This is a genomic window from Rhodoferax sp. GW821-FHT07G04 (assembly GCF_059418585.1).
In genome coordinates, this window is the sequence record NZ_JBWKQD010000001.1 from 598,905 (window position 1) to 625,786 (window position 26,882).

Here is a 26,882-nt window from a genome sequence, read left to right on the forward strand (position 1 = left end):
GGCTCCATTATCGTGAAAGTGGGGGGCCGGCTTTGGCACGGCGCGATTTACGCGACAGCTGGCACAACCCGCGGCGCCACGTCACAATCAGGGAAGAGATCTATTACTTTTTCGCCCCTTAGCTACTACCGGGAGGCTCCACCATGAACCAGCTAGCATCCGGCCCACCCCAAGACGGTGACCAGTGCACGGTCACTGCCGGCACACACACCGGCAAATCGGGCACCGTAAGGGACATCAACACCAGCAAGACGGGCCACATGACCATCACGATAGTGCAGGCCAACGGGGAGCGATTCAAGACGCTGGCCAAGAATGTGCTCGTGCAAGCTACCCACCCACGCCAATAAGGAGGCACCATGGCACACGCCGAACAAAAGTACTGGTTCCCCGCCAAGCGCTACGGTTGGGGATGGGGCATACCCAGCACATGGCAAGGCTGGGCGGTGTTGGTCGCATTTGGCGTGCTATTGGCCTTGGGCACCTTTATCTTTCCGCCCTACGCAAACGCCGCATCTTTTCTCGTCTACACCACAGGCCTGAGCGCCGTGCTGATCGCTGTGTGCTACCTCAAAGGTGAGCCGCCAAGTTGGCGCTGGGGCAAAGATTGAGGCAATGGGCACGACCTGCCTCTGCCAAATTCATATTTGCCATTTTGGCCGCTAGCCCTCGTTGAACATACGTAGTCAGCTACTAAATATATAGCAACCCATCAGACAAAAACATTCAGTAAACCGCCCGTGCGCTGAGCCGCTGCTGTGACCTGATTGGAAGGCTGATTGGACCCGGGCGCGGCACCAGCTGCATCGTCAGCACGTGCAGGTTCGGCCACCTTGTCGCTGCTCGCCATTCGGGCTTCCAAACTCCCTATCCTCGCCCGCAGGTTTTCGATGATCTTGCGGCCCTCCGGGCTTTTGCTGGACGCGCAGGCCTCCCAGTCGCCCAACTGGCGCTTGCCAGCGGGTCAGCTGGGCCTGCAGCGCGACGGAGCCGGCCTCGTCGCCCGCACTGCGGTCATAGGCCTGGGAGATTCGGCTGGATGGAATCGGCGCAACCATGGTGAAGTTTGGTCGCTGCGCCGGGCCGATTCTTACAGCGCCCCCCCAAAAAAACCCGGCTAGCCAATATTCAACCACTGCCGCAGTGTGTCAAAGAACACGCAGTACACCGCAATCGGCAGCGGCAGCCCCAGCAGCGTGGCCAGCATGTAGTGCCGGAAGGGAATGCCCGACAGGGCCAGGGTGTAGTTCAGCGCCGGCAGGGTCTGGAACAGCGTGCGCAGCAGCACCATGACGCGAATGGGGTTGGCATGCAACCCCTTCATCAAGCGCACGGCCAAGCGGTTGTTCAACTGGCGCACGGCATCACCACCCACCCAGCGCACCGCCACAAAGGTGAACGCGCACGAGGTGCTGGCCGCCACATAGGTCACCACCGCACCGCCTAGCCGCCCCAGAATCAGTACGGCGGCAGCCAGGAACAGCCAGCCCGGTATCTGCACCAGGTTGCCCACCACAAACAACAGCACAAAGACGACCAAACCTACCCACTGCTGGTCGGCCAATTCATGGCGCAGGAACGCCAGGCTGAAGTCCTCTTGCAAAGAAGTCCAATGCACCACGGCAAACAGCGTTGCCAACAGCAGTATCACCGCCAGTAAGCGGCGGTAGCGGAACCAGACCTTGGAGAGTTTCACGTGCAGGAGTACATTGCGTTGGGGGACGGCGTTGCGGCAGGGGTGTAAGAAATTGCACTGCACGGCGACCAATGCGCAACAGCAAGCGCAGCAACACACCGGCTGCGCCCTCACGGTTCACCGAATAGAAAGAGACTCTACATGAAACACACGACTTCCTGGGCGCTTGGCGTCACTCTGTTACTGGCCACGTCCTGGGCCCAGGCCCTGACAGTTGCACCCTACAGCGCCGATGCGCTGCGCAAGTTGCAAGCGGCGGGACAGCCCGTGGCCCTGCACTTCCACGCCAGTTGGTGCCCGACCTGCCGCGCGCAGGTCAAGGCGCTGGAGACGCTGAAGGAGGATACGGCGCTCGACGTCGCCGTGTTGTCAGTGGACTACGACAACTCGGCCGAGGTGCGCAAGCAGCACAAGGTCTTGGGGCAGTCGACGTTTGTGATCTACCGGGGCAAGGTCGAGAAAAAGCGCCTGATCGGCGAGACCTCGCCCGACGGCATACGCACGGCGCTGCGCGCTGCGCTGTAGTGGGCCACGGGGACGGGCCATGCTGCCGCTGACTGAACTGGGCTTGAGCGTGGTGGCAGGTAGCCTGACCACGCTGTCGCCCTGCGTATTTCCGCTGTTGCCGCTGGTCCTGGGCGGGGCCGTGCAGCGCCACCGGCTGGCGCCGTTGGCCATGGGTGTTGGCATGGCCGTTTCGTTCGCAGCCCTGGGGGTTTTGCTGGGCACGCTAAGCGCGGCGCTGGATCTGGGCCCCGATACCGTGCGCCATGGCGCGGCCTTACTGCTGGTCGCCTTTGGCTTGGCCATGCTGGTACCGGCCTTGGACAGGCGCCTGACCCAATGGATGGCACCGCTGGCCAGTGGCGCCAACCAGGCCTCCGGTGCGCTCGACCAAGGTTCGCTGAAGGGTGCGTTTTTGCTGGGCGGCTTGCTGGGGCTCGTCTGGAGCCCGTGCGCCGGCCCGCTGCTGGGGTCCGCACTAACCCTGGTCGCCACCGAAGGGGGAGCGGCCCACGGTGCGCTGGTACTGGGTTTGTTTGGCTTGGGTGCGGCCACGCCCCTGGTCGCGGCAGCCTACCTGTCGCGCGCCGCCTTTGGGCGCGTGCGCCAATGGGTATTGGCCTATGGCAGCCAGGCCAAGAAATTCTTTGGGGCGATCTTGCTGCTGGTGGGTGTGGCGATCCTGACCGGACTGGACCGTTGGATAGAAATCCAAGTAGATGACATCTTGCCTGACGCCTGGCTGGCGTTGACGATGCGCTTTTAGGCCCACCACGCGCCACGCACCGCGCGGCACACGCGGCCGCGGGGGGCGCGTACAGCCCCGCATCCAGGGCTGATCACAAATGTGTGTGACACCGTACGGACGGTCTGCCCCCGTGCAGGCATTCTGCAGGCTCGTACTTGGCGGGCATGCCCTTACAGCGCATCCTGGCAAGTGTTCTCATACTTTTTATTGAAAGCGATCCGTATGAAATACACCAGCAAACTTCTTCACAAGACAGGTCTCGTTTCGGCCACGCTCGTAGCCGCCGCTCTATTGGGCGGTGCGGTTTCCGCCTATGCGGAGGACGAAACATCCATGCCCGCCAACAGCACCGCCGACAAGGCTGAGCGTGCCGTGAGCGATAGCTGGATCACGACCAAAGTGAAGTCGGAAATACTGGCCAACAGCATCTCCAAGGCCTTCAAGGTCGGCGTTACCACCAAGCAGGGCGTCGTGGCGTTGGACGGCAAGCTGCCCAACCAGGATGCCATCGATCTGGTGAAGACGATTGCCGAGAAGGTCAAGGGCGTGCGGGGCGTGGATACCACTGCCCTGGTCATCGGCTGAAGAGACCTGCCGCTCTCGTAGTCGGCTTGCATCGCGCAACGAGCAAACCATGGCTTTGACCTATGGCGCAGGTATGGAGGAGTCGGGGCCCGCTGAAACAGCAGCGGACCCCATCCTCCGAATAGTCAAACGCCTCTTCCAGGGGTTTGGCAAAAGCGCCATGTTGCAGCTATGGAATGAACACCGCGTGCAACTCAACAGCGGCGCACCCGAGTTCACGCTGATCCTGCGTGACCCGCGTGTGCTGCAGAAATTCATTGCCAACGCCAGCCCTGTGGCCTTGGCCGATGCCTATTTTTGCGGCCAGTTGGATGTGGAGGGCGACCTCTACAGCGCGCTGTCGCTGAAAGAACACTTTGAGGGCATCGTGCTGTCGTGGCGGGAGAAGGCCGCCATGTTGCGCGATGCCTGGATGCTGGCATCGGCCAAGAACCGCCAGCCCCAGGACAAGCCCGATTTTCTGAGCCGCCTGGCGACCCATGCTGCGAACGGCTTCACCCATGGGCATACGCGTGATTCCGACCAGGCAGCCATCCGCTTCCACTACGACGTATCCAACGATTTCTACGGTCTCTGGCTGGACGCAGAACGCGTTTACTCCTGCGCCTATTTCGAGACACCGGACGATTCGCTGGACCAGGCCCAAAGACAAAAGCTGGAACACATCTGTCGCAAGCTGCGCCTGCGCCCCGGCGAGCGTTTGCTGGACATTGGCTGCGGCTGGGGCGCCCTGGTGTGCTGGGCTGCACAGCACCATGGTGTGCACGCGCATGGCATCACGCTGAGCCAGCGCCAACTCGACTACGCCCAAGCGCGTATCGCAGCCCAAGGCTTGCAAGACCGGGTCACCGTGGAATGGAGAGACTACCGCGACCTGGAAGGTGAGGCGGTGTACGACAAGGTATCCAGCGTCGGCATGTTCGAGCACGTGGGTCTGGCCAATATGCCCAGCTACCTCGGTACGGTGCACCGCGTGCTACGCCCCAACGGCCTGTTTCTGAACCACGGCATCACCCACGACGAAGAAGGGTGGAACCAGACCGTGGCAAGCGAATTCATCAACCAGTTTGTCTTCCCGGATGGTGAACTGGACTGTGTCAGCAATATCCAGCTGGGTATGGAGCGTGCCGGTTTTGAGATCCAGGATGTCGAAGCCCTGCGCCGCCACTACGCGCTGACGCTGCGGCACTGGGTCCAACGTTTGGAACAGCAACGCGCTGCCGCGCTGCGCGAGGTCGATGAACAAACCTACCGCGTATGGCGCCTGTACATGGCGGCATGCGCCCGCGAATTTGAAGCCGGGGGGACCGGCATCTACCAAATCCTGGCCAGCCACCGGGGCGCAAGCACTGCACTCCCGCTGACCCGTGCGGACCTGTATTCAACCCCTTGTTCCAGCTACGCCTAGGAGGTCACTATGCTGCCAATGCTGTTGTTCTTGTTGGGTGTTCCCCTTCCTATTCTGATTTTGATAGGACTGCTGACCCTGGTTGCGTCCACGTAGGAGCTTGTGATGGAAGACACCAAACTCTGCTCCTCATCAGTCGGCGCCTCCCATCTCGCAGCGAGCGCTTGCGTGCGTCCGCCGCCGCGGCTGTGTATGGCCTGGGAAGTAGCGAATGTCGCGCCCCCTCCACCTGTGCCCGAGGTCCCCGAGAAACCCACGCCGCTGCCGCCCGAGATGCCCGTTGCACCGAATCCTATGCAAGACCCGCCTCCGATGGAGAACCCAGTCCCCGTGCGGGAGCCGCCGGCCACACGTCCACCCGAGTCTGCGCGTGCCCTCGCCTAACGCGCCTACCCACTTGGTGCAGCCCAAACGCCGCGCACGTCCCGATGCCCTGCCACGGATACAGCGCACCGGGGTCTGCCGTTGCGGCTATCCCATTTTCTTTCGCAACCACCTGTGCCTGCATTGCGGCAGGGCCCTGGGATACGAACCCGACAGGGCCCGCATGGTGTCCCTGGACCCAGCCGATGGTGATGCCACCGATGCGCAGCAACCCACGACGACATGGCGTCTGGCAGACCGCCCACCGGCCGAGGGGCTGTACCTGCGGTGCGCCAACTTCGGTGCGGCGCCCCAGTGCAATTGGTTGCTGACGCAGGCTGAAAGCCGGCACCACACCCTGTGCCGCTGCTGCCGCCTCAACCGCCTGGTGCCCGACACAGGCATCGCCACACATGCGGCACTGTGGCACAAGGTAGAGCTGGCCAAACGCCGCTTGGTCTCTTCACTGATTGCACTGGGTTTGCCGGTGGCATCACGGGTCAGCGAGGACCCGGAGCATGGTTTGGCCTTTGATCTGGTTACCGACACAAGCTCCGAGCAGGTATCCGTTGGCCATAGCGGCGGCATCATCACACTCGATCTCAATGAGGCGGATGATGCCGCCCGCGAAGCCATTCGCACGGCCTTGCATGAACCCTACCGCACGGTCTTAGGGCACGTGCGGCACGAATCCGGGCACTACTACTGGAGTCGCCTGCTGCAAGCCAGCAACTGGCTTGCGCCCTTCCGTACCCTGTTTGGCGATGAGCGGCAAGATTACGCAGAAGCCCTGGAGCGGTACTACCAGCAGGGGCCAGCGCAGGATTGGGCAAGCACCTGTGTCAGCGCCTACGCCAGCGCCCACCCCTGGGAGGATTGGGCCGAAACCTGGGCCCACTACCTGCACATGGTGGACACGCTGGACACCGCCCGGGGTTTTGCCATGGTGAACTTGCAGTTGGGCCTGGTGAAAGACCCGTTCACCCACGAAGACCTCTATGGGCCGGACGATACACCTGACGCCGCACACGACCCCGAGTTCCTGGCACTGGTCAACACCTGGGCCGGGCTGACCAATGTGCTCAACGAATTCTCGCTGGGCATGGGACTGCCCGACTTCTACCCCTTTGTGCTGAGCAGCTCGGCGGTTGCCAAGCTGCACTTTGTGCACCGCTTCATCAAGGCGCAGCAAGCGCGATGAGCACCCCGGCGCATGCCGGTTCTTGCCAGCACGGTGCTTCCGGCACTGTGGGCAGACATTGCGTCGGGGTGCTCGATCCTATGTGCTTACTTGCCTACTTGCTTTTGGCACTGCTGCCGTGGCTGCTGCCCGACGCAGATTCCGTATCACCCGCGTCGCGTGAACCGGCGCTTTGCGACTTCTCCTTGCGGTTCTTGCGCCATTCACCAAACTCGTTGGAGAAGTGGTTGTAGCGCTCTTCGCGCCAGGCCCTGTAGTCATTGTCCAAGCCGCGGATCTTCTCCGCGCGCCATTGCCAGTAATCGGGATCGTGGGGATGGTAGCCACCACCCAAGTTGGCTTCGTGGCCAACCGGGTCATAGCCGCTGCGCTGCATATCATCCACATGGCCCATCTGGCCGCGGTAGCTTTGCGAGTGGCCATAGCCACGTGGACCGCGGCTGTTCTCGCGCAGCCAGTGGTCGGTCGCGTTTTGTTCGTATGCGTTGAAGTTCTGCTCACCGTGCATCTGGCTACTGAAATTCGGGTTGTCGCTCAGGGCGTCAATCGTGTTGTCACTGCCCGCACGACCGCTGTAGTGGTCCCCATACCCCCTGTAGCTGCCTTGTGGCTCGTAGTTGCCAAACTGCGGCGGGCCTTGGTAGTTGGTGTCTGCGCCGTAGTTGCCGCCATACTGTCCATGGTTGGCTTGGTAGGCCGACTGCTGGCCATAGCCACCACCCTGGCCTGCGCCGCCCATTTGGTTGCCGGAAGGATAGGTATTGCGACCCTGGTAGTGTTGTGGGCCACCGCGCTGTTGCTGATTCCTGTTTGCCATGTTCATTCCTCTGAGATGTGGATGTCGGTTGCAAAGGGGCCTGAACAAATGGGCGCCTGAGAGGCTGTGTTCAGACCGGATGCAACGATAGGTACCCGAGGAAAATGAATCTGTGCGATGTCCAACGTAAGCTGAACAAGACCTGCATGCGGCAGGCCTGGAGCCTTCAGCGTATGAAACGTCCGTTGCTGGACACCATGGTCAGCTCCACAAAGCGTGAGGCGTTTTGCGCCGTCTCGCTGAAGTTCACCGTGAAACCGCCCAGGTCCAGGTTCTTGGTGCTCCAGGTGCTGTCGATGAAGCCGCTGCGCGTGGGGTTGCGCCCGGCGCGGCGCAGGGCCTCGGCAAACACACGGGCGTTGATATAGCCCTCCAGCGCCAGGTGCGAGGGCTCCAGCTCCACGTGGGCGGCCTTCCATGCCGTCTGAAAATCGCGCACCAGGGGCCGCGACATATTGCTGGGCAGGGGTACGATCTGTGAGATCGTCATGCCGGTGGCGTCGGCCCCCAGCGTGCGTATCGTGGCCGCGGCCCCCATGATGGACAGCGCATACAACTGCAAGCCCTTGCGCTCCTGGCGCACGGCTTTCACAAACGCAATCGTGGGCTTGCCAGCCAGACCCACCAGCACGGCCTCGGGCGCCGCTGCCGCAATCTTCTTGGCGGCCGACTCGGCGTCGGATGCGTCGTTCTCCACCGTCACCGTGGTCAGGGCCTCCAGCTTGTAGTGGGTCATGGCCTGCTGCGTGGCGGTGAACACCTCTTTACCGAACGAGTTGTTCTGGTAGACGATGGCGATGCGCTTGATGCCCACCGTGGCCAGGTGTTGCACCAGTTGCTCGGCCTCGTCGGCATAGCTGGCGCGGATGTTGAACACATTGCGCGTGTTCTTGGGCCGGATCGACAGCGCCCCAGAGAACGGCGCGAAGAACGGCATGCCCGACTCCACGACCTTGGGCAGCATGGCCTCGATCATTGGTGTGCCCATGCAGTTGAACAGCGCGAAGTTGCTGTGGTCCTCCATGAACCCGGTGACATTGGCCAATGCTCGCTTGACGTCGTAGCCATCATCGGCCGCGTTCAATTCGATGGGCCGGCCATTGACACCACCCTTGGCATTGATGGCGGCAAAGCAGACTTTGGCGCCCTGGTGTATGGCCTGACCCAGCTCACCCAACGGGCCGGTCAGTGCGATGGATTGGGCGATCTTGATGGGGCTGGTGTCATCGGCACGGGCACTCAGGCCAGTAGCCGCCAAAGGCAGGGCTACCAACCCGCCCAGTACGCGGCGGCGGGACAGCCTGGGTTTGATCGGTGTGCAGGATTCGGTGGTGATGGATTCGGGAACAGAAGCGAATGGTTTTTTCATAGGGCTGGCACAACGACAGGGAGGTCAATGCTACGCCCCCGAAAGACGGTCAAATGTCTTTGGGACGACAATTTGCCGGGCGTTTTGCTCGGTACATTCCCTAGGCTTTGGACCCGGTGCGCGGGGCATTTTCTCGACTGAAAGCACCGGCCACTGCGCGGTGCCGCGCTGTTTTATCGCGTCTTGACGCTACCAGCCCCTGCGGCAATAGTGCGCCCATGGACGACTACAAAAACAAGATCGTTGGAACCCAATCGGTCGCACGCAAACTGACCCTGCTCGCCATGGGCATCATCGCCACCATCCTGGTGCTCTTGGCGCTGGCCATCAGCCTGGTGGCGGGGCGCAATGCGCGCCAGCAGGTGCAAGACTCGGTGGCAGACAAGGTGGAGGTCATTGCCCGGGCCATGGACGCCGCGGACGACTCCCAGCGCGACCTGGTGCAGCGCGCCGCCAAGACGTTGCAACAGTCCTTTGAAGCCACGATGTCCCAGGACGAGGCCACGGGCGAGATCAAGAGCTATGGCGCCGCCGTCAACAACAACTTTGGCGATGTGGACACCTTCACCGGCAACACCGGCAACCTGGGCACCGTGTTTGCCAAGAAAGGCGATGACTTTGTGCGCATCACCACCTCGCTCAAAAAAGCGGACGGCGAACGCGTGCTGGCCCCACCGCTGGAGCGCAGCCACCCGGCCTACAAGGCCGTGTTGGCTGGCCAGGCCCACACCGGGCGCGAGGTGCTGTTCGGCAAGCCCTATATGGCCCACTACGAGCCGCTGAAGAATGCCGAGGGCAAGCTGATCGGCATCCTGTCGGCCTCGCGCGATCTGACGCCGCTGCAGGCCGAGCTGAACCAGCAGGTAGCCCATGCCAAGTTCTTTGACACCGGTGGTGTCTACGTCATCGCCCCGGGTCGCACAGCGGGCGATGCCGTCTTCCTGGTCCACCCCACGGCCAACGGTAAAAAGCTCAGTGACGTATCACCCCAGGCCGCTGCGTTTCTGGACGCATTGGCAGTGGCGAACGATGGGCGTGTGGACGCAGCGGTCCCGCTGTTGCAAACCCAGGACACCAACCGTTGGGCCCTGATGCGCAAGGTCAAGAGCGGCGCCGCATGGGTGGTTGCCGAGGTCTCACAAAGCGAATCCACGCAAAAGCACTGGACGAATATGCTGATGATCTGGGCGCTGATGGCCGTTGCCACGGTGCTGCTGGCGGCCGCCATTTTTGTTGCGGTCCGCCGCACCGTGAGCCAGCCGCTGAGTGAGCTGACCACCGTGGTCCAAACCGTGGCCGACGGTGACCTGCGCTATGCCACTGCGTCCACGCGCAACGACGAGATCGGCGCCCTGGTGCGCGAGGTGGAGGGCATGCGCCAGCGCTACCAGACAGCCTTGTCACAGGTGCGCGCGGCGGTCGACAGCATCGCCACGGCCGGCGCCGAAATCGCCAGCGGCAACCAGGACCTGAGCGTGCGCACCGAGCAGGCCGCCAGCAACCTGCAGCGCACGGCATCGAGCATGGAGGAATTGACGGCCACCGTGCGCCAGTCGGCAGAATCCGCCCGCCAGGCCAACCAGTTGGCCGCATCGGCGGCCCAGGTGGCGGCACGCGGCGGTGCCGTGGTGGGCCAGGTGGTCAGCACCATGGAAGACATCAACCAGAGCGCCCGCAAGATCGCCGACATCATCAGCGTCATCGACGGTATTGCCTTCCAGACGAATATCCTGGCGCTGAACGCCGCGGTGGAAGCCGCCCGCGCCGGTGAGCAGGGCCGTGGTTTTGCGGTGGTGGCCAGCGAGGTGCGGTCTCTGGCGGGGCGCAGCGCCGAGGCGGCCAAGGAGATCAAGGCGCTGATTGGCGCGTCGGTGGACAAGGTCACATCGGGTACGGCACTGGTGCAAAACGCCGGCACCACCATGGACGAAATCGTGGGTTCGGTGCAACGCGTCAGCGACACCATTGGCGAGATCACATCCGCCGCGTCCGAGCAGTCCGACGGCATCGGCGAGGTCAACACCGCCGTCAACCAGCTCGACCAGATGACGCAGCAGAACGCGGCATTGGTGGAGCAATCCGCCGCTGCGGCCACCAGCCTGCAGGAGCAGGCGCAGCGGCTGGCGCAGGCCGTGTCGGTGTTCCGCCTGGGGGACGACCACCCGGGCCGTTGAAGGCCTTTCGGCGGCAACCGCTTAAGACAAACTGGGCTCTAGCCCTCGTCAGATATACATATACCGCTACCAAATTGGTAGCTATCGCGATCTGCGGCTGCGCACCGCCTGGGCCAACTCCTCCAGCACCGGCAGCGTGTCGTCAAAGGCCAGGCAGCCGTCGGTGATGCTTTGGCCATAGGTCAGCGGCTGGCCGGGCACCACGGCCTGCGTGCCCGCCACCAGGTGGCTCTCCAGCATGACGCCGATGATGGCGCGCTGGCCAGCGGCCACCTGCCCCGCCACATCGCGCGCGACCTCGGGTTGGCGGTCGAAGCGTTTGCTGCTGTTGGCGTGGCTGCAGTCCACGAGGATGCCCGTGGGTGCCCCAGCCTTCTGCAGCAAAGCAGTAGCCTCGGCAATATGGGCGGCGTCGAAATTGGGGCCGCTGCGGCTGCCGCCGCGCAGCACCAGGTGGGTGTGTTCGTTGCCCGAGGTCGTCAACACGGCCGGCGCGCCCTCGTGGGTCAGCGACGGGAAGCAATGGGGGTGGCGCGCCGACAGAATCGCGTCCACCGCCACCTGCAGGTCACCATCGGTGCGGTTCTTGAAGCCTACGGGCATCGACAGGCCGGAGGCCAGCTCGCGGTGGATCTGGCTCTCGGTGGTGCGCGCGCCAATGGCGCCCCAGGAGATCAGGTCGGCGTAGTACTGGCCCAGCGTGGTGTCCAGGAATTCGGTGGCAATGGGCAGGCCGATGTCGGTCACGTCCAGCAGCAGCTTGCGTGCCAGGCGCAAGCCGCGGTTGATCTGGAAGCTGCCGTCCAGGCCCGGATCGTTGATCAGGCCTTTCCAGCCCACCACGGTGCGGGGTTTTTCAAAGTACACCCGCATCACGACCAGCAGGTCTTGCGCCAGGCGTTGGGCCAGGGGCGCGAGCTTGCGGGCGTAGTCCAGCGCCGAGGCCGGGTCATGCACGGAGCAAGGCCCCACCAACACTAGCAGGCGGTCATCCTGCCCGGTGATCACCTTGGCGATGTCACGGCGCGCCTGGTGGATGGCCGCAGCACCAGCATCCCCCAGCGGGAGTTCGTCCTCCAAAATGGCCGGTGAAATCAGGGGGCGCACGCTGCGGATGCGGATGTCTGCGGTAGATGGCATGGCGGAATGAGCGGAATAGGCGAAATGGGCAGGGTGGTCGCTGCGCCGTGGGCAGGGCCCCGGCACGGAAAGACCGCCATTGTCCCCCCAATTCCGCCAGCCCCCCGTGGCCCATGCACTATCATTCGCCGCAGCATGGAGAGCCGCGCGCGCGTAGGACGGCCCGCTCTTCGCACGGTGAGACCAATTTGCCTTCCTCTTCGACACTGCCGGAATCCAGCACCCCGCCCCAGAACCCACCTGCGGCCGGGGGGACGCGCTTGGACCGCATGGAGACCGAGGTCAAGGCCCTGCAGCAGCAGGCTCTGGCTACGCAACAGTCCATCAAGAAGCTGCAGACCCGCGAATCCGTAGACCCTGTGACGGCCATCACGTCCGACCTGCCGGGCATGGCCTGGGTGGATGGCACGCTATTGGGCGTGGCCTCGTTTCTGTTGCTGGCTGCTGTCGTGGTCTGGTGGTATGTGTGGCATCGCCCCCGCACCCGCTGGATTGACGCGCCGCCGGCCCGCAAGACCGCGCGGGTGGTCACCCCCCCGCAGTCGGCCCCCGCTTCGGACCATGGTAGTGCCATCCTGCACGCGCCCGGCACGACACAGCCACCCAGCGTGGCCCTGCACGATGACGCTCTGGCCTGGGATCCGCATACGGTGTCTGGCGGTGACACCACGCAACCCCACGAATCGGGCCACAGCCCCTTTGCCCGCAGCGAACCCAATATGGAGTTCGATCCCGAGGCCGCTGCCAGCGAGGTGACCCGCGTACGCAAGTCGTTGGCTGAAAAGCGCGAGGCCCGTGCGCAAATACTGGAGCGCGAAGACGGCACCGCAGGCCTGGTGGAGTTGGACCTGGATCTGAGCGCGCCCTACGTAGCGCAGCCAGCGCCGCAGCCCACGGAACCCCCTCCCAGTGCGCGCGGTTGGTTGGACAGCGCACCTGCCGGCATCCACGATGCACCGTTGGCCCCACTGTCCCCCACCGCCAAGGCGCCGAACACGGTGACCTCGGACCTGGAGCTGGATCTGGACTTAGGCCCCTGGCAAGTGCCAGAGGTGGCGCAACAGCAGCCTTCGCACGCGCCGGCCGTGGATGAAGAAGCAGCTGTCAGCGCCGACGAAGGCATCAGTTTCTCGCTGGCCGAAGACACACCTGCCTCGGCACCCGAGCCCACTTCGTCCGAGCTGCCGTTCGATCCCGGAGAGTGGGAGGTGCCCGAGCCAGAAGCCGCCCTAGACGCCGACCAGGGCCTGGCTACGGCGGACGAAGACCACCACCACGACCCGGCCGCCACCAAGGACTACGACTTCACGATCACGCTGGCACTGGCCCAGGAATCGGCCGCACTGGAACTGTGGAGCGAGGCCCGCGAACTGGCCAGTGAAGTGCTGGAGTCCCAAGACCCCAAGCTGGTGTCCGAGGCGCTGGCCTTGCTGGACCAACTCAACAAATTGGAGCTGGACGCCCCGAAGGACATACCGCCCTGGAGCAATACCCGCTAAGCCGAGTGCGTGTCCAAAGCGCCGCGATGCAGCCGTCGCGCGCGGCCGGCGTTATGGCCCGATGCGCAGCGCCTTAGCGAAGGCTCAGAAAATCAAAATCCGTCGTCGGGCCCTTGCTCTCACTATCGTCCCCGGGATCCAGCGATATGGCATTCGGATCGTGCACAACCACGGGAGCAGGCGGCAAGCGCATAGGGCTCAGCGGTGCGCCCCGGGTTTCCACATCGGCCTCGGGGTCCGGCCCCTGAGAAGGCGATGGCCTGACCGGCGGCGTACGCTTCCAGGCGCCGCGGTGCTGCGGACCGGCCCGGTGGGTCACCAGGTCTGCAACCTGGGGGGCCACCGGTGCGCCAGAGGGCGCGCGCGCGGCCATGCGCACCAGACCACCGGCCTGGCTGTCGGTGTGGTCATTCGACAAGCGCACGATCTGCTTGGCAACGCCGTGCAGCAACAGCAGTTCGCGGTAGGCCAGCAGGTCGAAGTCGGGCTCGTAAACGTCGGTGGAATGGTGGTAGATGCAGTTCTCGATGTACTCCAGCACCCGGGGGTCGGGCCATAGCGCGACGATCTGGTCTATGACCTTGGGGTACTTCTCCAGCGAACGGCCTTCGTTGCCAAAGTCGTCGATGACGGGCACGCGCCCGGTGAACCAGTTGTTGAACTCCTGGCGCATGAATTCGTATTCAGACTCGCGACCCAACTTGTGGTAAATCTTCAGCAGGTCCAGACAGACCAGGGGGCTGGACTCGCCCACCTGTGCGATGCGGGTGGTCAGCACGTCGATGGCCTTTTGGTACTCACCCAGCGCCACGAAGAAATCAGCCTGCTTGCGCACATCCAGCAATTCGGCCGAATCGATGGCCCGCAGGCCGCCCGACACACTGACCGAGAAGTCGCGCCCGCCGGCGTGGGCGGCGGCCACCGGCGATGGGCGTGCGGTCGGTGCTGCCGGTTCTGGCGCGTGGGGCACAGGCATGACCTCGCCCGGCTGCGTGGGCTGCGACAGGGGCTCAAAGGCACCCAGATCCAGGTCCAGCTCCATCAACGACAAATCATCGGGTGCGACCGGCGCCGGGCCGACTGGCACGGTCGCCTTGGGTTTGGGTGCGGGCGCTTCAGCGGGCACCGGGGCTGCAACGGCCGGTTCCGGCCGAGGCGGCAAAGGCCGGCTTTCGGGTGGCGAGCGCACCAATTCGGCCATCAGGCTGTCTTGGGCCTCTATGCCCTGCATCCAGCTACCAGGGCGCGCGGTACGGCGCACATGGAGCCAGACCCAGGCCAGCCCCACCAGCAACAGCGCGCAGAGGGCCGCCAGTGTGTAGACCAATCCGTTGGCGTAGCGCTCGGACTCGGCCCGCTGCACCTTGGCCACCAAGTCCATCAAGCCCTTCTGGTTTTCCGCGGTGACGGTGTACAAGGCCTTCAGGTCTTTCTCAAAGGCCTTGGTCTTGGCCTCTTCCAGCAGGCGCTCCTCGGGTGTGGCGTTCAGTGAGCGCCACAAAGCAGCCGCCTCGGCGCGCACGGCCGCATTCTCTTGCGGCAGGCTCAATAACTCGGGCGTGGACTGCAACACCGGATCGCGCTCGATTTGCAGGTCCAACGGGTCGAGCTTGAGGCGGGACTTGCCGCTGGTCTTGGCCGCCGGTTTGGCACGGGCCACGGGTGGGTTGACGGGGGCTACTGGCGGCGGGGGCGGGGCCAGCTTGGCAGCCGGTTCGCGGGCCGCGGGCTTGCTCGCAGGCGCTGATTCGCTGGCGGGGGCCGTTGGGGGTCGGGTCTTCCTGGCAGGGCGTTCGGTTGCTGCAGGAGATGTCTTGGGCTCGGCCACCGGCGTGCTGGACCGGGCCGCCGCCGGTGGTGGGGTCACCGCCGGCAGGGTCACGTCCGGCAGTGCCCGCCGGGGTGCAGGTCGGGTGGCGGGCTCCACCACATTGGTGCTCACTTCGGGGAACAGCGTGTAGCGCTTGACAGACTTCTGCTGGCAGCCCACCCGAAAGCTCACGGTGACGATAGGCTCGTCAATCAGCACCGGGGAGGTGATGCGCACGCTAGGCCCGCCGGCCGCGCCGCCTTCGGCTGCATCGATGCTGACCGACACCCGGGTGGGGTCGACCAGGGTTTCGCCGTACAAAACTTCGGCGCCAATGCAAGCTGCCTGCAGCTCCTCGCTGGCATCGGCCTGCACTTGCACGCGCAGATCCAGCGGTTTGCCGACAAAAACGCCGCCCTGGATGCGGCCCAGTGTCAAAGCGGATGACCCCAGGGTGGTGCACAACAGAAGCACCCCACTGACGTAAGCCTTGACCCGGTTCGCCGCTTTCATATGCATCGATTCTCGCACAGGGCTTCTCGGGCCAACGGCCCAAAAGCACAGAACCGACGCGGCCGCACGACCAACGTGTCATTCACCCAACAAATGCCCAGCCCTCGCCGTATCTGCGTGGGTGGCTCTCAAATTCATAGCGGATTAGAAAATCTACTCGTCGTCCAGATTGACCGATTTGTGTGCCGCCATCAGTTGCGTTTGGGTCTGGCTGGGCACCTGGGCATAGTGCGAAAACGCGATGCTGTAGCTGCCCTTGCCGGCAGTCAGGGACTTAAGCCGGCCCTGGTAATCATCCAGTTCGGCCAAGGGAATCTGGCCGTGAATGGCAGCCGTGGCGGCCAGCCGGGGTTGGGTGCCGGTCACATGGCCGCGCTTGGCTGAAAGGTCTCCGGTCAGGTCGCCAATGGCAGTCTCGGGGGCCAGTACCTCGATGGTGACCAGTGGCTCCAGTACGATAGGACCGGCCTTGCGCACGGCCTCAATGGTGGCCTTGCGCCCGGCCAGCGTGAAGGCGATGTCTTTGCCATCCACCGCATGGGTCTTGCCGTCGAACACCGTCACACGCAAGTCGTGCACCGGGAAACCGGCCACGACGCCATCGGCCAGGGCCTGGCGCACGCCCTTCTCCACCGCGGCCATGAAGACACCGGGTATGGCGCCGCCCTTGACCACGTCGACAAACTCAAAGCCCGTGCCGCGCTCCAAGGGCTCTATGCGTAGCATGACCTCACCAAACTGACCGGCACCGCCGCTCTGCTTCTTGTGGCGGCAGTGCCCTTCGGCGCCCTGGGTGATGGTTTCGCGGTAGGCGATCTGCGGCGGCTTGGTGTCCAGCTCCAGCTTGTACTGCTGCTGCATGCGGGCCATTTTGGTACGCAGGTGCATGTCGCCCAGGCCGCGGATCACGGTCTCGTTGGTGCTGGGGTGGCGCTCCACCTTGAAACAGGGGTCTTCCAGTTCCAGCTTGTGCAGGATGTCGAACAGGCGGTGTTCGTCGCTCTTGCGCTTGGTCTGCACCGCCAGGCCCTGCATGGGCAACGGGAACTGCAAGGGCTTGAGGCGGATGTGGTCCTCGTCGTGCGAGTCGTGCAGCACGCAGTCGAATTCGATCTCATCGACCTTGGTCACGGCACCGATGTCGCCGGGCAGCAGGCTGGGCACCTCAATGTAGTCTTTGCCCTGCAACCGGTACAGGTGGGCCACCTTGAAAGCCCGCTTGCCGGAGCCCACGAACAATTGCATGTCCTTGGTGACCGTGCCTTGGTGCACGCGAAAAATCCCCATCTTGCCGATGAAGGGGTCCACGACCACCTTGAACACATGGGCCAGCACATGCAGGGCGTCATCGGCTTGCGCGGCAAAAGCTGGGGCCGGTGCACCGGCCTCGCCCCGATAGAAAGGCGGTGGATTGCCTTCGGCCGGATTGGGTGCGAGCTTGGCCAGCACATCCAGCAGCTGGGGCACGCCCGCGCCCGTCTTGGCCGAGACAAACAGGATGGGAATCAGATGGCCGGCACGCAGCGCAGCTTCAAACGGCGCATGCAGTTCACTGGGGCTGGGGTCTACGCCATCCTCCAGGTAGCGGGCCATCAGGCTGTCGTCTTCTTCGACGATCTGGTCGATCAGGGCACGGTGCGCGGCTGCCACCGAGGCGAAATCGCTATCGCCGTCGGCATGCCCCAGCAGCTCGACCACATCCTGGTTGTGGTGGGCCGGCAAGTCCAGCAGCAGGCACTCCTTGCCAAAGCGCTCACGGATTTGGGCCACCAGGCCCGGCAGGTCGGTGTTGTCGGCGTCGATCTTGTTGATGACGAGCATGCGGCACAGACCCCGTTCACCTGCCAAGTGGAACATGCGCTCGGTGGAGAGTTCAATACCCGTTTGCGCATTGACGACGACCAGGGCCGTGTCCACACCGGCCAACGCCGCGATGGCCGGGCCGGCAAAGTCCGGGTAGCCGGGTGTGTCGATCAGGTGGATGCGGGCGCCGCCCCAGGCAAAGCTGACCAGGCTGCTCTGCAGCGAGTGGCCAAACTCTTTCTCCAGGGGGTCGAAGTCACAGGTGGTGCTGCCCTTCTCTACCGCGCCGCGGCTGGTGATGGCGCCTGTGGCCGCCAGCAAGCTTTCGGCCAGCGTGGTCTTGCCAGAAGCCCCATGGCCGACCAGCGCAAGCGTACGGATATGGGAACTGGGTTCCTGGCTCATGGATGAAGACCTCCCGCAGCAAAGTGGCCGAGGGGCAATGCATGCCAAAGCGGCAGGCACTTACCGGCGGGGCCATGCGACCCATCTTACCTGCGACGCTGGGGTCTGTGTAGTCCCCGCTGGCGGAGCGAGATCAGGGCTTTTGCAGGCGTGCAAAGGTCTTGCGGAACTTGGCCACCTTGGGTGCGGCGACCGCCATGCAATAGCCCTGCGTGGGATTGCGTGCGAAGTAGTCCTGGTGGTAGTCCTCGGCGGGCCAGTAGTTGTCTACCGCCACCACCTCGGTGACGATGGGGCGGCTATAGGTGCCGTTGGCCGCCATCTCGGCGATGATTTCTTGCGCCACCACCTGCTGTTCGGCATTGGAGAAGTAGATGCCGCTGCGGTACTGTGTGCCGGTGTCGTTGCCCTGGCGGTTTAGCGTGGTGGGGTCGTGGATGACGAAGAAGATTTCCAGCACCTCGCGCGTGCTGATCTGTGTCGTGTCGTAAACCAGTTTCACAACCTCGTTGTGTCCGGTGCGGCCGGTGCAGACCTGTTCGTAGCTGGGGCTGTGCAACAGGCCATTGCTGTATCCGGACTCCACATCCACGACGCCCTTGACCTGCACGTAAACAGCCTCTGTGCACCAGAAGCAGCCGCCGCCCAGGGTGATGGTTTGCAGGGAGTTGCTGGATGGGGCTGTCATGGCGGTGTTCTCCGTTCAAAGAGCGTTGGTCGGATGCAAGTGGAGAATCTTACGCGGGGTGGTGAAGCTCTGTTGCGTCAGATCGCCATCGCCTCAAGGGATCACGTCCTTGGCCAGCATCAGCATCGGCTGGTTGGCCAGCGTCAGGTACAGGTCGCGGCCTTTGGGAATCATGTCGACGATGGAGTCCCCGGCGATGCCGGAGCTGGCCAGCGTGAACAGGGTTCGCACCGTACCCGCCTCATCCACCAGGCGCACGGCATTGGCGTCGAGCACGAGCAGGCGGTTGTCTGCCAGGTTGCGGATGCGGCTGATGCCAGCGAATGCCGCGGCGCTACCCTTGCCATCCTTGGCCTGCGCGGGGCTGTCATGGTTGCCCGCGACGAACACCAAGTCACCGCTGCTGGTCAGGCGATTGATGACATAGCCGCTGCCCACGTATCCTTCACTGCCAGCCACCCAGAAGCCCCCGTCATTGCGCTTCTGCACGAAACTGGCTTCACCACTTAACAGGGGGGATCGCTTGCCGGGGAACACCGCCTGCAGGGTGCCGCTGGCCACATCGAATCGGTGCAGGGTCGGCACATAAACATAGTTCCAGCTTGTGGCCTCTGGGGGCGGGCAGCCTCCATCCGAAACAAGGAAGTAGGGGAAATCAGGCTGACGACTGGCGAACAAGCTTGTGGACTGGTAAGCCCTCCCTGTCGCATCACGGCAGGTGGTGGAAGGCGCGCTGGCTACCGCCACGGGGCCAGTAGCGTCCAAGCGATAGATCTTGTCGGAAAGCGCGTACAAGGTGTCGCTGACAACGTCCAAGCCCGCAAGACGGATACCCAGACCGCTCCACAGGTTGTAGTTGGTGCAATAGCGGCTGAAGATGTTTCGCCCGCCAAAGCAACCGTCATCTGTTGTCGCTTGAAGGCTACCAACCGCGTCGAGGGCGGCCAACCGATTGCTCGCCAGCTCGTAGCTGAGCTTCGTGGGGCTCGGCACCGTGTGAATGTCACGGGGATAGGCATTGGCCCCTTCATGCACACCGATCAATGCGTTGTGGCTATCAAACTCCAGCCTGGCCCCGGCAAAGTGGGGGCGAATGCTGTAGCTGGGGCCGGAGACCGTTGTCAGAGTTCTATTGTTCAGTTTGCGTAGCTGGCAGGTTTCTGCGTCATAGAACAGCAGATCACCCTGGGAGCCGGACGTCAGTCCATACGCCGACAAAAAAGTGGCCTTGGACAAATCACCGTCCTGCCCCACTGCGGTGGCGCTGATGTCGCCCGGCCGCGCGAGCACGGACCAGCTACCATCCTCCCCCATTCTGTACAGCGTGGCATTGCCGCCGCCGCCCCAAACGATATTGCCATCGTCTCCCAAGATCGCACTATCAAGCTGCAGGCTCGTGCCTCCGGAAAAGGCTTGGCTGGAACTGGTGCTCGTCTGGTAGGCCACCTCCTGCCAAGTGTTGTTTGCCTTCCATTGCCAATAGCTGATGCGGTTGGATGCCGTGTAAGCGTAAGGGTAGGTACCATTCGTAACCGTGCGGCGGGTCACAGACAAGGCCAGTTGCCCGACACGATTGGTAAGAACCGTAACACCGTCTTCCGACTGCACCACATTGGTAGGCACGGCGATCGTACTGGACTGCCAGCTTGCATCGGCATTTCGGGTCATGCGGCGAACAAAATACTGGGTCCCCGCATCATTCGCAACCAGCAGGAACACCGCCCCAGGGGTTGCGGCAAACCCCCGAACTTCTCCCAACGCCAGTCCGCTGGACAGACCGTCGGATGGTGCCGTGCCAAAGCCTGCTGTGCTGCCAATGCGCTCGTCCTGGCCATTGGGCTGCAGCGCCCCGCGCCACAGCAGCTTGTCGGCACTGACCCACCAGACCTGGCCCTCGGTGTCGACCCGCACATCGTCCAGCATGCGGGCGGTGTATTTGGTGCGGCGTCCTGTCTGGTCAACCCAGAAGTAGGTGTCCACATAGGGCTGGATGAAGCCGCCTCGTGCGCGCCCCAACAGACCCCCGTCTGGCAGGGCCGCGAACTTGATGCTGGCTTCCGATGGCATGGGATACCGTGCACGCGTCTTGTCACCGTCGCTGTTGCCGCAGGCAAAGTTAACCGGGTCGGTATCTTGCGGCCCGACCAGACTGAACGAGGCTTGGGGCGCTGACGGTGTCGACCCGGGTGTGCTTGCAGAGTTGCCGCCGCCACCTCCACCGCAAGCTGCGATTACTGCGACTAGCAGGCTTGCTGCCAGCACATTGGCCCATTGAACGCTCGGACGCATGTTTTTTCCTTCCCTGATCTCTTTATTTAGTGGACGATAGTAACTGAGTGCCAACCTGCAGGGACCAGCATTCGAGGTAACTAGAGAAGGGAAGAAGGGCTATTCGAACGCGCCCAGCGTCTCCATTCTTTCTCCACATTTGCAACCCACAATGCCATCATCGGTCGGCAAGTGTCGTCCGTACTTTTAGGAGCCATGCCATGCAATCCATCACCCTCTCCATCGCACGCGCCACGCTGTTCTCGGCGCTGGCGCTTTCAGCCGGCGCACTGTTCGCACAACCCAGCGGCGCACCGCCGGCCGATGGTCAAAAGCAGCAACACCGCGGACCACCCCAGGAGGCGCTGGACGCCTGCAAATCGCTGAAAGCGGGACAAGACTGCAACTTCACGTCACCGCACGGCGCAGTCAAGGGCAGTTGCTTTGCACCCGAAGGCCGGCCGCTGGCCTGCCGTCCCAAAGATGCACCCAAGGATGGCGGCGGCCAGAAGGACGGCCCACCACCAGCACCTAAGAAGTAGGTAAAACCGCTTCAGGCCACGAAGGCCAGCACGGTGTAGAAGTGGCAGATGCTGCCGCCCAACACAAACAGGTGCCACAGGCCATGGCCATGGCGTATGCGGCTATCGGCCACGTAGAAGTAAATGCCGGCGGTATAGAAAACGCCGCCGGCCGCCAGCCATAGAAAGCCACCCGGAGTCAGAGCATTCCACAGCGGCACCACGGCCACCAGGGCGAGCCAGCCCATCAGCAGGTAGATCACCAGCGACAGCACGCGCGCACCCTTGGCAAACCAGATCTCCTGGATGATGCCCACCAGGGCCAGCGTCCAGATGCCGCCCAAGAGCCACCAGCCCAGCACACCGCGCAGCGACACCAGTGCAAACGGCGTGTAGCTGCCGGCAATCAACAGATAGATGGAGCAGTGGTCGAACTTTTGCAGCACCGCCTTGGCCCGCCCGCGCACGCTGTGGTAGAGCGTGCTGAACACATACAAGGCCACCAACATGGTGCCGTAGATGCTGAAGCTGACGATCTTCCATGGGTCGCCCTGCTGCGCTGCCACTACGATCAAGACTATGGCACCCAGCAACGCCATACTGGCGCCGACCAGATGGCTGATACTGTTGAAGCGTTCGCCGTGGTACATGCCGCCTAGTCTCGCCGCGTGGACTGTTGATGCGCTGCAAGCCCTAAGAGACGGTTGTTAAAGAAACCCGGCCGGGGCATTGGCAAGTGGCGGTGATTCGTTGGCATCATGTAACCCGCATTCTCGCCTGTCGTGCGTTTTCAGGCTTTCGTCGCACGCTTTCGGTCGTCTGTCGCCCCAACCTTGACCTGGCAAGGGCCATACGATACACTAATAACCAATTAGTCATTAACTCACATGTCCTCGCCTTCCTGCCCTATTTGCGACATCGCCGCCACGGTGCGGGCCAAGCGCGAGCGTCGCAAAGACGCCCGCCCAGGCGAGTTGCTGGCGGCCGCGTTAGACCTTTTCGTGGAAAAGGGCTTTGCCGGCACCCGGGCAGAAGAAGTAGCCAAGCGCGCCGGGGTGTCCAAGGGTACGCTGTTTCTATATTTCTCCAGTAAAGAAGAGCTGTTCAAGGCCGTGGTACGGGAGAACATCTCCGGCCGCTTCGGCGAGTGGAACGAAGAGTTCAACAATTTCCAAGGCAGCAGCGCCGACATGCTGCGCTACTGCGTCAAGGCCTGGTGGGAGCGCATTGGCTCCACCAAAGCGGCCGGCATCATCAAGCTGATGATGAGCGAGGCTGGCAATTTCCCCGAACTGGCCGCTTTTTACAACGCCGAGGTCATCCAACCCGGCCACGAGTTGCTGCAGCGGGTGCTGCAGCGCGGTGTGGACCGCGGCGAGTTTCGCGCCATTGACCAGAAATACGGCGTCTACACCGTGCTGGCGCCCATGCTGTTCCTTGCCACGTGGAAGAACTGTTGGGGCGCCTGCCACGAAGTGGGCATGCAGATCGACCCGGAGCAATACATGGCGGTCCAGCTCGAAACCATTTTGTACGGGCTCAGCACGCGCACCGCGGCGGACGCATCACCCATCCAGGCAGCAACCAGCGCCAAGTAAAATTGACGCAAACCGCCAACCTATGCCCTGGAGTACAGAAAAATGAACATCGAGCAAGCCCGTTTCAACATGATTGAGCAGCAGATTCGGCCCTGGCATGTGTCAGAGCCGGCCGTGCTGGAGCTGCTGTCCCTCGTCAAGCGCGAAGACTTCGTGCCTGCCGCACACAAGGGCCTGGCCTTTGCCGACCTGGAAATTCCGTTACTGGGCGCAAGCGAAGAGTCCGTGGCCAGTGGCCAATGCATGCTGCAGCCCCGCCAAGAGGCCCGCCTGCTGCAAGACCTGGCCCTGCGCCCCACCGACACCGTGCTGGAGATCGGCGCCGGCTCCGGCTACATGGCCGCGCTGCTGGCCAAGATGGCCCAACGCGTCACCACGGTGGAGATCAACACCCAATTGGTCGCCATGGCCCGCGACAACCTGCGCAACGCCGGCATCCAGAACGTGGAAGTCCGCCACGCGGACGGTGCGAAGTTGACGCCCACCGACGGCAGCTTTGATGTCGTCGTGCTGAGTGGTTCGGTTGCCGAAGTGCCAGAGAACCTGCTGGCCCTGCTGAAAGTGGGTGGCCGTCTGGGCACCATCGTGGGTGAAGACCCCATCATGCGCGCCACCATCGTGACCCGCACCAGCGCGACCACCTTCAACACCGTGCAAAGCTGGGACACGCTGGCGCCACGCCTGCAAAACTTCCCCGAGCCTTCGCGCTTCAAGCTGTAAAGGCCGTCAGTACACCCATGATTGCGCAAGTACGCCCCCAAGATCTGGCCCAGTGGTTGAACAGCGTACGCGCAATCGGTGAACCGGTGGTGCTGGACGTGCGCGAACCCCACGAATTGCAGACCGCCAGCGTGACCGCCGATGGCTTCACACTGCTGACCATCCCCATGAACAGCATTCCGGCGCGCCTGGCCGAGCTGGACCCAGAGCAGCCCATTGCCTGCCTGTGCCACCACGGCGGACGCAGCATGCAAGTGGCCCACTATCTGGCCGGCCATGGCTTCGCGCATCTGGCCAATATCGCCGGAGGCATACACGCCTGGTCTGCCGAGCTGGACCCCAGCATTCCGCGCTACTGATTGACTCCCCTTTTTACAAGCCTGAGAAGAACCACTATGACCCGTCACACCGCTTCGTCGTCGCGTTTCCGCTTTCTCCCCCTGGTGTTGGCACTGGGTGCCAGCCTGTCTGTGTCTGCCCAAGCCCAGAGCCTGGTGGAGCTGTACACCGCGGCCCAGGCCTATGACGCCACCTTCCAGTCGGCCAAGTCGCAATACGACGCTTCCCTGGCCAAGGCCGACCAGGCCAAGGCCCTCTTGCTGCCCACCGCCGGCCTGGCCTTGAGCACCACACAGACCAACCAGGACACCAAGGCACCTGCCGCCGTGGCCGCTAACTACACCTATCAGACAGATACCGGCGCCATTTCCGTGTCGCAACCCCTGTACCGCCCTGCCAACTGGGCCAACTACGAGCAAGGCAAAAAGCAGGTGGACCTGGCCCAGGCCCAATTGCTGGCCGCCGACCAGGACCTGATCGTGCGCGTCAGCCAAGCCTATTTCGATGTGCTGGCCGCCACCGACAGCCTGGCGTTTGTGAAGAGCCAGAAGACCGCCGTGGGCGAACAACTGGCCTCCGCCAAGCGCAATTTCGAAGTGGGCACCTCCACCATCACCGATTCGCGCGAAGCCCAAGCCCGCTACGACTTGGTGATTGCCCAAGAACTGGCCGCTGAAAACGACTTGCTGGTCAAGTCCTTGGCCCTGAACCAGCTGGTCGGCAAATCCGTCAGCCCCAAGCCCGTCAAAGCCCCTGTGGTACTCGGGCCCGTGGAACCAGCCGATGTGAACCAATGGGTGCAGCAATCTGAAGCCAACAACCCCGGCATCAAACAGCAGCAGATCGCATTGGATGTGGCCCAGCTGGAAACCGAAAAAGCCAAGGCCGGCCACAAGCCCACGCTGGACCTGACCGGCAACTACACCTCGGTGTCCAACCGCAATGGCTCCAGCGCTGGCCCCGGCATTGAAAGCCGGTTCAACGTCGGCACCATAGGCCTGAGCCTCAACGTACCGCTGTTTGCGGGTTTTTCCACACAAAACCGCATCAAGGAAACCCTGTCGCTGGAAGACAAGGCCCGCTCCGACCTGGAAGGGACCAAGCGCACCGTGGCCCAGGGTACCCGCACCGCCTACTATGGCGTGCAATCCGGCCAGGCCCAGGTGCTGGCCCTGCAAGCCGCCGAAGCCTCCAGCCAAAGCGCGCTGGACGCCAACAAGCTGGGTTACCAAGTGGGCGTGCGCATCAACATCGACGTGCTGAACTCGCAAAGCCAGTTGTTCGACACCAAGGCCAAGCTGGCCAAGGCGCGTTATGACGTGCTGGTGGGTGGATTGAAGCTGCGCCAGGCGGCGGGCACCTTGAAGGCCGACGACCTGCAGCCCATCAACGCCCAGCTAGCGCAATAACTCCTGCACCGCCAAAGCGGTGCGTTTGGCGGCCCCGCCATGCTCCAAGCCCAGCGCCTGACCGGCGGCCTGGGCTTTTTTCAATTCGGGCACCGACTGCACCAGGGCCATGGCCATGGCAATCGCCTGCGGCATATCGGGCTCTGCAAATGCAGCGCCTGCCTCCAGCGCCAATTCAGCGGCTTGCGCAAAGTTGAAGGTGTGCGGCCCCACCACCACCGGGCAACCGCAGGCCGTTGCTTCAATCAGGTTGTGCCCTCCCAGCGGTGCAAAGCTGCCGCCCAGCAGGGCCACATCGGACAACGCGTAGTACAGCGCCATCTCGCCCATGGAGTCGCCCAACCAGATGTCGGCGGGTTCGGGGCCGTCCACCCACTGGCTGCGGCGCGACACGCTAAAGCCTTCGGCCTCGCACAGCGCTGCAATGGCATCAAACCGCTGCGGGTGGCGGGGCACCAGCATCCATTGGATTCTGGTGTCTGCTATGTTTTCAGTAGCTACTTGTTTAGCATTGACGAGGGCTAGCGCCCTATTTCTCTTAAGCGACTCCAGGAAAACGGCCTCTTCACCATCCCGCGTGTTGGCAAAGACGATGACGGGCTGGGCCTGCGCGCTACGCCACGCCCGACCTTGACTGAGTTGTGCGGTGTCTGGTGCAGCGTCGAACTTGAAATTGCCGAACACACCCAGCACGGCGGCGCCCAGCTCGGTGAACCGTGCAGCATCCGGCGCAGCCTGTGCCCACACGGCGCGCAGACCGGCATAGGCGGGGCGCGCAAGCCAAGCCAGCCGCAGCGATTGCTTCAGCGACTTGGCGCTCATACGCGCATTGACCAGGCACAGCGGCAGCTGGCGCGCCTTGCACGCAGCCACCATGTTGGGCCAGACTTCGGTCTCCACCAACAAGCCCACCCGGGGCTTGAAATGGTCCAGGAAGCGGCGAACGGCACCCGGGGTATCCCAGGGCTGCCAGACCTGCACATCGCCCGCCTGCAGCAGCGCGCGGCCCTGCACGCGGCCGGTGGCCGTGCCGTGGGTCAGCAAGAGGTGCATGCCGGGCAAGGTGTTGCGCAGTTCGGCAATCAGCTCGCCTGCGGCCCGGGTCTCGCCGAGCGACACGGCATGCACCCACACAAAAAACCGGCCATCGCCCAACGGGGTTTCCAACGCGGGGTAGACACCAAAGCGCTCCTCCACATGCTGACCATACTCAGGCTCCTGCACCGCGCGCCGACGCAGTTTGGAACGCACAAAAGGCTGCAGCAGCCACATCAGCAGGGAGTACAGGGCGCGCAACATGCGGA

Annotated in this window: 24 protein-coding genes; 14 read left to right on the forward strand and 10 right to left on the reverse strand. The window is 63.3% G+C overall.

What is annotated here, in order from left to right; genetic code table 11:
* Positions 1-143: 143 nt before the first annotated feature.
* Positions 144-350: a KOW motif-containing protein gene (locus tag AC07OO_RS02725; RefSeq protein WP_495080516.1), complete on the forward strand. Its 207-nt coding sequence runs from the start codon at positions 144-146 to the stop codon at positions 348-350.
* 9 nt (positions 351-359) lie between these two features.
* On the forward strand, positions 360-611 hold the full coding sequence (locus tag AC07OO_RS02730) for a hypothetical protein (RefSeq protein WP_495080517.1): 252 nt from the start codon (positions 360-362) through the stop codon (positions 609-611).
* Positions 612-1,117: 506 nt separating this feature from the next.
* Here AC07OO_RS02730 and AC07OO_RS02735 read toward each other — a convergent pair.
* Positions 1,118-1,696, reverse strand: a complete 579-nt coding sequence (locus AC07OO_RS02735) for a VTT domain-containing protein (protein ID WP_495080518.1) — start codon at positions 1,694-1,696, stop codon at positions 1,118-1,120.
* Between the two features lie 141 nt (positions 1,697-1,837).
* Between AC07OO_RS02735 and AC07OO_RS02740 the strand changes: the two genes are divergently transcribed.
* From AC07OO_RS02740 to AC07OO_RS02760, 5 genes are all read left to right on the forward strand, one after another.
* Positions 1,838-2,221, forward strand: coding sequence for a thioredoxin family protein (locus tag AC07OO_RS02740; RefSeq protein ID WP_495080519.1), 384 nt, complete (start codon positions 1,838-1,840; stop codon positions 2,219-2,221).
* Between the two features lie 19 nt (positions 2,222-2,240).
* Positions 2,241-2,966, forward strand: a complete 726-nt coding sequence (locus AC07OO_RS02745) for a cytochrome c biogenesis CcdA family protein (protein WP_495080520.1) — start codon at positions 2,241-2,243, stop codon at positions 2,964-2,966.
* 204 nt (positions 2,967-3,170) lie between these two features.
* Positions 3,171-3,533 carry a BON domain-containing protein gene (locus tag AC07OO_RS02750; RefSeq protein WP_495080521.1) on the forward strand — a complete coding sequence of 121 codons (363 nt, stop codon included), beginning with the start codon at positions 3,171-3,173 and terminating at the stop codon, positions 3,531-3,533.
* 49 nt (positions 3,534-3,582) lie between these two features.
* Entirely contained in the window at positions 3,583-4,941 is a 1,359-nt protein-coding gene (locus AC07OO_RS02755) for a class I SAM-dependent methyltransferase (RefSeq protein ID WP_495080522.1), read from the forward strand.
* Between the two features lie 400 nt (positions 4,942-5,341).
* On the forward strand, positions 5,342-6,505 hold the full coding sequence (locus AC07OO_RS02760) for a zinc-binding metallopeptidase family protein (RefSeq protein ID WP_495081763.1): 1,164 nt from the start codon (positions 5,342-5,344) through the stop codon (positions 6,503-6,505).
* Between the two features lie 94 nt (positions 6,506-6,599).
* On the opposite strand, the gene AC07OO_RS02765 is transcribed toward AC07OO_RS02760, so the two are convergent.
* The gene (locus tag AC07OO_RS02765; protein WP_495080523.1) at positions 6,600-7,322 is read right to left on the reverse strand and encodes a hypothetical protein; all 723 of its coding nucleotides are present in this window, start codon (positions 7,320-7,322) and stop codon (positions 6,600-6,602) included.
* 166 nt (positions 7,323-7,488) lie between these two features.
* Positions 7,489-8,691, reverse strand: a complete 1,203-nt coding sequence (locus AC07OO_RS02770) for an ABC transporter substrate-binding protein (protein WP_495080524.1) — start codon at positions 8,689-8,691, stop codon at positions 7,489-7,491.
* Positions 8,692-8,909: 218 nt separating this feature from the next.
* Between AC07OO_RS02770 and AC07OO_RS02775 the strand changes: the two genes are divergently transcribed.
* Entirely contained in the window at positions 8,910-10,865 is a 1,956-nt protein-coding gene (locus AC07OO_RS02775; protein ID WP_495080525.1) for a methyl-accepting chemotaxis protein, read from the forward strand.
* 81 nt (positions 10,866-10,946) lie between these two features.
* Here the strand turns inward: AC07OO_RS02775 and AC07OO_RS02780 are convergent, their stop codons facing one another.
* Entirely contained in the window at positions 10,947-12,005 is a 1,059-nt protein-coding gene (locus AC07OO_RS02780) for a 3-deoxy-7-phosphoheptulonate synthase (protein WP_495080526.1), read from the reverse strand.
* A gap of 188 nt (positions 12,006-12,193) precedes the next feature.
* Between AC07OO_RS02780 and AC07OO_RS02785 the strand changes: the two genes are divergently transcribed.
* A complete protein-coding gene (locus AC07OO_RS02785; protein ID WP_495080527.1) occupies positions 12,194-13,504 on the forward strand; it encodes a hypothetical protein in 1,311 nt (436 codons plus the stop codon).
* Positions 13,505-13,577: 73 nt separating this feature from the next.
* On the opposite strand, the gene AC07OO_RS02790 is transcribed toward AC07OO_RS02785, so the two are convergent.
* From AC07OO_RS02790 to AC07OO_RS02805, 4 genes are all read right to left on the reverse strand, one after another.
* On the reverse strand, positions 13,578-15,827 hold the full coding sequence (locus AC07OO_RS02790; RefSeq protein ID WP_495080528.1) for a type IV pilus assembly protein FimV: 2,250 nt from the start codon (positions 15,825-15,827) through the stop codon (positions 13,578-13,580).
* Positions 15,828-15,980: 153 nt separating this feature from the next.
* Positions 15,981-18,035 carry an elongation factor G gene (fusA, locus tag AC07OO_RS02795; RefSeq protein WP_495080529.1) on the reverse strand — a complete coding sequence of 685 codons (2,055 nt, stop codon included), beginning with the start codon at positions 18,033-18,035 and terminating at the stop codon, positions 15,981-15,983.
* Between the two features lie 133 nt (positions 18,036-18,168).
* A complete protein-coding gene (gene msrA, locus AC07OO_RS02800) occupies positions 18,169-18,723 on the reverse strand; it encodes a peptide-methionine (S)-S-oxide reductase MsrA (RefSeq protein WP_495080530.1) in 555 nt (184 codons plus the stop codon).
* Between the two features lie 93 nt (positions 18,724-18,816).
* On the reverse strand, positions 18,817-21,012 hold the full coding sequence (locus AC07OO_RS02805) for a hypothetical protein (protein ID WP_495080531.1): 2,196 nt from the start codon (positions 21,010-21,012) through the stop codon (positions 18,817-18,819).
* Between the two features lie 200 nt (positions 21,013-21,212).
* Here AC07OO_RS02805 and AC07OO_RS02810 point away from each other — a divergent pair, with 200 nt between their 5' ends.
* Positions 21,213-21,533, forward strand: coding sequence for a hypothetical protein (locus AC07OO_RS02810; protein ID WP_495080532.1), 321 nt, complete (start codon positions 21,213-21,215; stop codon positions 21,531-21,533).
* Between the two features lie 11 nt (positions 21,534-21,544).
* On the opposite strand, the gene trhA is transcribed toward AC07OO_RS02810, so the two are convergent.
* Entirely contained in the window at positions 21,545-22,162 is a 618-nt protein-coding gene (trhA, locus tag AC07OO_RS02815) for a PAQR family membrane homeostasis protein TrhA (RefSeq protein WP_495080533.1), read from the reverse strand.
* 237 nt (positions 22,163-22,399) lie between these two features.
* Between trhA and AC07OO_RS02820 the strand changes: the two genes are divergently transcribed.
* Genes AC07OO_RS02820 through AC07OO_RS02835 form a run of 4 tightly spaced genes read left to right on the forward strand, consistent with a single transcriptional unit; the run spans position 22,400 to position 25,578 of the window.
* Positions 22,400-23,110 (forward strand): TetR/AcrR family transcriptional regulator, encoded by a 711-nt coding sequence (locus tag AC07OO_RS02820; RefSeq protein WP_495080534.1) that lies wholly within the window; start codon positions 22,400-22,402, stop codon positions 23,108-23,110.
* A 42-nt stretch (positions 23,111-23,152) separates the two neighbouring features.
* The gene (locus AC07OO_RS02825; RefSeq protein WP_495080535.1) at positions 23,153-23,830 is read left to right on the forward strand and encodes a protein-L-isoaspartate O-methyltransferase family protein; all 678 of its coding nucleotides are present in this window, start codon (positions 23,153-23,155) and stop codon (positions 23,828-23,830) included.
* 17 nt (positions 23,831-23,847) lie between these two features.
* Positions 23,848-24,189 (forward strand): rhodanese-like domain-containing protein, encoded by a 342-nt coding sequence (locus AC07OO_RS02830; protein WP_495080536.1) that lies wholly within the window; start codon positions 23,848-23,850, stop codon positions 24,187-24,189.
* 36 nt (positions 24,190-24,225) lie between these two features.
* Positions 24,226-25,578: a TolC family outer membrane protein gene (locus AC07OO_RS02835; protein WP_495080537.1), complete on the forward strand. Its 1,353-nt coding sequence runs from the start codon at positions 24,226-24,228 to the stop codon at positions 25,576-25,578.
* On the opposite strand, the gene AC07OO_RS02840 is transcribed toward AC07OO_RS02835, so the two are convergent.
* Positions 25,567-26,877 carry a 3-deoxy-D-manno-octulosonic acid transferase gene (locus AC07OO_RS02840; protein WP_495080538.1) on the reverse strand — a complete coding sequence of 437 codons (1,311 nt, stop codon included), beginning with the start codon at positions 26,875-26,877 and terminating at the stop codon, positions 25,567-25,569. The genes AC07OO_RS02835 and AC07OO_RS02840 overlap by 12 nt on opposite strands.
* Positions 26,878-26,882 lie beyond the last annotated feature (5 nt).